The sequence below is a fragment of the Pseudomonas sp. GP01-A4 genome (genome assembly GCF_058780865.1).
Map to the genome: position 1 here is coordinate 26,141 of NZ_JBYSWF010000073.1, position 6,139 is coordinate 32,279.

4 protein-coding genes are annotated in these 6,139 nt (G+C 62.7%); 1 reads left to right on the top strand and 3 read right to left on the bottom strand.

The window, feature by feature from the left end; all coding sequences use genetic code 11:
• Window positions 1–19: 19 nt before the first annotated feature.
• The 3 genes from AC3WKX_RS29100 to AC3WKX_RS29110 form a co-directional block, all read right to left on the bottom strand.
• On the bottom strand, window positions 20–2,203 hold the full coding sequence (locus AC3WKX_RS29100) for a type I secretion system permease/ATPase (protein WP_102605611.1): 2,184 nt from the start codon (window positions 2,201–2,203) through the stop codon (window positions 20–22).
• A complete protein-coding gene (locus AC3WKX_RS29105) occupies window positions 2,200–3,597 on the bottom strand; it encodes a TolC family outer membrane protein (protein ID WP_173883061.1) in 1,398 nt (465 codons plus the stop codon). The genes AC3WKX_RS29100 and AC3WKX_RS29105 overlap by 4 nt, the downstream gene beginning before the upstream one ends.
• Before the next feature lie 182 nt (window positions 3,598–3,779).
• Window positions 3,780–5,753 carry a BapA/Bap/LapF family large adhesin gene (locus AC3WKX_RS29110; RefSeq protein ID WP_256580028.1) on the bottom strand — a complete coding sequence of 658 codons (1,974 nt, stop codon included), beginning with the start codon at window positions 5,751–5,753 and terminating at the stop codon, window positions 3,780–3,782.
• Between AC3WKX_RS29110 and AC3WKX_RS29115 the strand changes: the two genes are divergently transcribed.
• The coding region (locus tag AC3WKX_RS29115) for a hypothetical protein (RefSeq protein WP_492577166.1) at window positions 5,703–6,139 on the top strand (437 nt) is incomplete at its 3' end. The genes AC3WKX_RS29110 and AC3WKX_RS29115 overlap by 51 nt on opposite strands.

Genomic DNA, 6,139 nt, shown 5'->3' on the forward strand with positions numbered 1-6,139 from the left:
GTTTTCGGCGCAGGGCTTTTCACTGGGTTTTCCCCTTCGGTTTGGACAGGCGCGCAATCGCTTTGGCTTTGCTGTCATCGACGATGATCTGGCCGTTATCGACCACGATCACCCGATTCACCAGGCTCAATACACTCATGCGGTGCGTGGCGATAATCAGCGTGCGGTGGGCTGCCCAGCGGTCGAGGTTGTGGATCAACTGGCGCTCGGTCGCTTCATCCAGGGACGCGGTGGGCTCGTCGAGCAACACGATATGCGGCTGGCGAATCATCAGCCGCGACAGCAGCAGCGACTGACGCTGCCCGCCCGACAGGCCCAGGCCACCTTCCAGGATCATGTGGTCCAGGCCGTCGGCGAACTTGCCGATGAAGTCGCCCGCACCGGTCAGCGCCAGGGCCTGGAGGATTTCCTGATCGCTGGCATGCGGCGCCCCCATGATCAGGTTGTCGCGCAGCGTGCCGTGGAACAGCCGCGAGTTTTGTGTCATCAGCCCCACGTCGCGGCGCACGTCGGCGGGGTCGATGTGGCTGAGGGCAACGCTATCCAGGCTGATGGTGCCGGCCTTGAGGTCGAGCATCCCGGCCAATGCCTGCAACAGCGTGGATTTACCCGCGCCGTTACGCCCCAGAATCGCGATGCGCTCGCCCGGCTGGATCTTCAGGTCGGCCACACGCAGCGCCGGCACGGGGGCATCGTCGGAGTACTGGAATGTGGCCTGGCTCAGCGCGTATTGGCCTTTGATCACCGGCAGGTGCACGCGCTTGCTGCCCTCGGGATGGTCCACCGGCAATTCCATGATTCGGTTCAGGCCTTGCAGCGCAACCTTGGCCTGCTGCCAGCGCGTCAGCACCTGGGTGATCTGGGACATCGGCGCCATCATCCGCGACGCCAGGATCGACGCCGCGACAAGGCTACCGGTGGTCATGTCGCTGGCCATGACCATGGGCGCACCGAACACCACCACCACGGCAAACACCGAGCCCTGCACATTGTTGCTCCAGGCCACCAGTTTGTTGGTGAGCAGGCGCAGGCGCAGGCTGGCGTCGCCGCAGGTGGCGTTGTAGTGATTCCATTGTTGCTGGAAGCGCTGTTCGGCCTGCAACGCCTTGATATCGTCCAGGCCTTGTATGGTCTCCACCAGCATGGCGCTGCGCAACGAGCTTTCACGCATCGACTCATTCGCCAGTGCCGCGAGTTTTTTCTGCGCCAACAGCCCGGGCACTATCAGGAACAGCACAGCCACCATTGGCACCGCCACCAGCGGGCCGGCGATCAACCAGTAGATCACCAGAAACAGCAGGAAGAACGGCAGATCGGCCAGCGCCGTGGCGGTGCTGGAGGTGATCAGCTCACGCAGTTGTTCCAGTTCCTTGAGCTGCGAAATGAACGAGCCGGTGGACTTCGGCCGGGCGCTGTTACGCAAGCGAATGGCATGCCCGAACACCAGGTCGGAAACGCGCAGATCCGCGCGTTTGCCGAGCATGTCGGTGATGCGCACACGTGTGATGCGCATGATGAAATCAAACACCAGCGCCAGCATCACCCCGCCAAACAGCACATACAGGGTGGGCATGGATTCGGCCGGGATCACCCGGTCGTACACCTGCATCGAAAACAGTACCCCGGCCAACCCCAGCACGCTGGTGACCAGCGACGCGAGCATCACATAGCCATAGGGCCGCAGGTCGCGCAGCACGATGTTTTTGAACCACGCCTTCTCGTAAGGCTTGATGTAGTCGTCCACACGCCGGTCACGCACTGCCGCCATGGGTCGCAGAATCACGCTCTTGCGCGCTTGCTCCAACAGGTCCTGGCGGGTGAGCCGGCTTTGCAGGCCGCCGTCGCCGCTGTAGGCGATGCCCAGGTTGTCGCCGTCGCCGAGGGTTTCGAGCACACCCACCTGACCGTCGGCAAATTGCAGCACCACCGGTAATTGGCGCTGCATCAGCGTGGTTTCGCTGAAGTCGGCAATCACGCAGTTCAACCCCGCCTGGCGGGCCATCTGCCGTACCACCTCTTCCACCGAAGCGCCTTCGGTCCATTGTGCGGCGATGCGCACGCTTTGGGCCGAGCATTCCAGGCGGTAATGCCGGGCCACGCTCAGGACGGCCTCCAGCCACACTTCATAATCCACTGCGGGCGCCGGGTTCAGCGGTGTTTGTACTGCGTTGGTTTCGTCCGCAAGCATCACAGCATCATTCATGGCCGAATCTCCACACCTTGCAGGGTGCTGTTGTCCAGGTGGAACGCCGTGCGCAATGCGCCCGTGTTGTAGAGGCAATCGATTTTCAGGCGGCGCAGGTCAGCGGCGGTGTTTTCCCGGTCCATGCGTGCCTGGTGAATTTCCTGCTCTGCATTCAGCAGGTCGAGCAACGGCCGTGTGCCCAGTTCGAGGTACTGCTGGCGATACAGGTCGCGGGTTTCGGAGATGCTGCGCTCACGAAAATCCAGGGTGGATAGCCGCTGGCTGAGGCTTGAGATTTGATCCCGCGCCTCCAGCAACCCCTGGCGAACCGCAAGGCGCGCGGCGTCGTTGGCGGCATCGGCGGAACGCAGGGCCTGTTGCGCGGCGGATTTGCGAGCGGTGATTGCGCCGCCCTGGTACAGCGGCATTTTCACGTTGAGAAATACGCCATAACGGGTACGGTCGCGGCCGCCGGGGACGTTGCTGTCGTCGTTGTTGTCCAGGTAGTGCGTGATGGACGGGTCCAGCGACACGGTCGGCAACGCCTCGGCACGGGCTTGTGCAATCAGCGCCAGCGCATCGACACGCTGCGCCTGGGCGATCAGCAGGGTCGGCGTGACTGCCGCATCGGGTACCACGCCCACGCAGGATTGCTCCAGGCTTGCCGGAAAACCATTCGCCACGCTCACTGGCGCCTGCGACCCAAGCAGACTGCTCAACGTGCTGCGCCAGCGATTGAATTGCGCGGTGAATTGCAATTGCGTCGCCACCGAGGCCTCGACCCGCGAGCGGGCCTGGATCAGGTCCGAACGGGTGCTGGCGCCCATGTCGCTGCGCTTTTTGGCCAGCTCTGCAATCGCCGAAATGCCGTCGATTTGCTCGCGAGCCAGTTGCACCAGCAACTGCGAGCGCTGCAGTTCGATCACGGCGAACGAGGTATCGCGCGCCACCTGATCGATCGACAGCAACACCGACGCCTGGCTGGCACTGACCCGCGCCAGCGCACTGTCGACAGAACTTGAGACCTTGCCGAAGTCATAGAGCATCTGCGACGCCGACAACGAAAACGCACGGCTCTGGCCGTTGCCCCTCAGGCCGCTGTCGTAGCCGGAGTTGAAGCCACCGCTGACTTGCGGGTAATAACCGGAACGGGCGATGTTCACGTTCTCGTTTTGTTGGTACAGCTGGCCGATCGCCTCGGAAATTGCCGGGTGCCATTCCACCGCCAGTTGAATGGCGCGTGTCAGGTCAAGGTTGCTCGGTATGACGTGCTCGGGTGCCACCGGTGCGCTGACGCCCGTTGGCCCGCCGGGTAAATGTGTGCCCAGGTTGCTCGGGCTGATGATGTTGACGCGTTCTTCATCGTCGATATACGACGCTGCCATGACCGGCGCACGCTCGGGCGCGATCATTGCGACTGCCAGAATTACGGCAGACAGCTGCTTGGCCAAACTCTTTTGCCTCACTGCTAGTCACCTGACTGTTGTCAAACCTGATGAGTACAACAACGGACCGTGACTGACGTCACGGCCCATCGCTGCATTACCGTTGGTAGGGAAAACCGGGCCTTGCGGCCCGCCCGGCAGGGGTGGCGTTACACCACGCTGATGCCGCTCTGTACCCAGAGCTGATGGGTTTCATCTTCCGGACTGGTGTAGATCACGTACTCAAGACCGTTCTCTACCTGGGTCGCACCGGCGCTCCAGTCACCTGTCAGGTGCACGCTGTCCTGATCGTCGCCCTGGATCATCAAGCGATCCGACTCAGGCCCGGTGATGGACACCAGGTCTTCGAGGCTCAGGGTCAGGTCGACGGCGCTGACATCGTTCAGGTCGATGCTGTGCACCCCGCTGACTGTGCCAATCAGGTCGGTGAGGTTGATGGCTGCATCGCCGCCTTCCCACAACAACCCGTCTGCACCCGCGCCAGCATCGACATGGGTGAAGTCGGTGTCGTCGGCCACCACGGCATCGTGGTGATCGCCGTCAACGTTGGCGCCGTCATCCGCCGCCTGGTCCACCGCACTGTGGGCAGCGGCAATGCCGGCACCTTCAGTGGCTGGCGCACCCGGGTTGGCGTCGTCCCAGACCAGGTCGCGATCCGGCGAGTCGATGCGCACGTAGAGGTCGGCGGTGTCTTCCTGGCCGGTTGGCGTGGTGAGCTTGTAGGTGAATTTATCCACCTGGCCAATCTCGTCCAGCGTCAGCCCGGCATGCGGGGTGTAGACGTACTTACCATCGGCAAACACGGTCAATGTGCCGTGGTCACCGTTGATTTTCGTCCCCGTTTGCCCAGGAATCACATAGACCCCGTTGACCAGCACACTGAGTACCGTCAGCGGCGAACCGAGGACATCCGGCCCGGACAAGCTGTCGGACAGCAGGTTGCCAGTCGCATTGCTCATTGCACCGGTCACGAACTCCGTGAGGGAGGTGGTAGTGAGCTTCTGCGCAATGTGCAGCGCACTCAGCGACAGCACGGCACCGGTCGTCCCGGTCACGCGATAGGTCCCGGCATCCAACCCTTGGAACGTGTGGTTCGCCTGGGTAGTGGTCTGCTGCGTGACCCATTCGTTACCGATGAACTTCTGCAGATTGACGGTCGTGCCTGGCAACAACGCAATGCCGGTGACGGTGACGTTGATCGCAAGCTCTGCGGTCGTGCCCGTGGCAACGTTGATCGCTGCACCCGTACCCGTACTGCTGCCGAGCAGTGCCAAGTTGTAGCTCAGGGTCGCCAGGTCGGCCTGGGTGACCAGGTTGACGATGTCGATCTGTGCCGAACCCAGGTCATCATTGGCAACCGTGTTGATCACGCCGGGCGCAGATGGATCGGTAGCGCTCCAGTCCACGTTGACACTCGGGCTGTCGATACGCACATACAAGGTTGCCGAGGCCGAAGCACCGGCACCATTGACCAGGTGATACTCGAAGGCATCCACCTTGCCGATGCTGGCGACATCGCCGTTCGGGGTGTACTTGTACTCGCCGTTGGCGAAGATGGTCAGCTGACCATATTGACCCTGCAGCACCGTGCCGGTGGTGGCGTCGGCATCGACGAATTCGCCGTTGACCTCGACCTGCACCTTCACTGGCCCGCCGGTTCCCGGTTCATCCGGTTTACCGCCAATGCCCGGGTCGGTGATGACGTTGCCGGTGACATCCGGCCCTGCTTCCCCGGTGAAGTCGGTGAGGCTGTCATTGGTGACGCTCAACTTGGCCGTGGCCCCTGCACCAACGCTGACCAGGTTGGGGTCGAGCTTGAGGGTAAAGCGATACTGCCCGGCTTCCAGGCCTTCGATTTTGGCGCTGGAGCTTTGTCCGAACAGCCCCAACAGGTCGAGCAAGCCCGAACCGTTGCTGCCTTGCTGCACCGGCAACCATCCACCGGCACCGTCGCTCACTTCCAGCGTGGCAGTGAAGCCACCGCCCAACAGCGAGACCAGGTCGGCCTGGGCAAACTGCAGGTTCAGCGTTCCGCTGGAACCCTCGGCAACCGAGAACTCCTGCTGCTTGGTGTGATCGCCCAGAATGATGCCGCCGACACCCAACAGGGTGAACACGCGCATATCGGCCAGGCCGGTGTTGGATGTTACGGGTTTGATGGTTACTTCGCCGGTGGCGAGGTCGTCGAAGGCTTCGAGGTCGGCGTCGGCGTCGGCGTCCGCATCCGCATCCGCATCCGCATCCGCATCAGCGTCAGCGTCAGCGTCAGCATCGGCATCGGCATCGGCATCGGCGTCAGCATCGGCGTCAGCATCCGCATCCGCATCCGCGTCGGCATCGGCATCGGCATCGGCATCGGCATCAGCATCGGCGTCCGCATCAGCATCGGCATCGGCATCAGCGTCGGCGTCGCCGTCGGCATCAGCGTCAGCGTCAGCGTCGGCATCAGCATCAGCATCAGCGTCGGCATCCGCATCGGCATCCGCATCCGCATCAGCGTCAGCGTCAG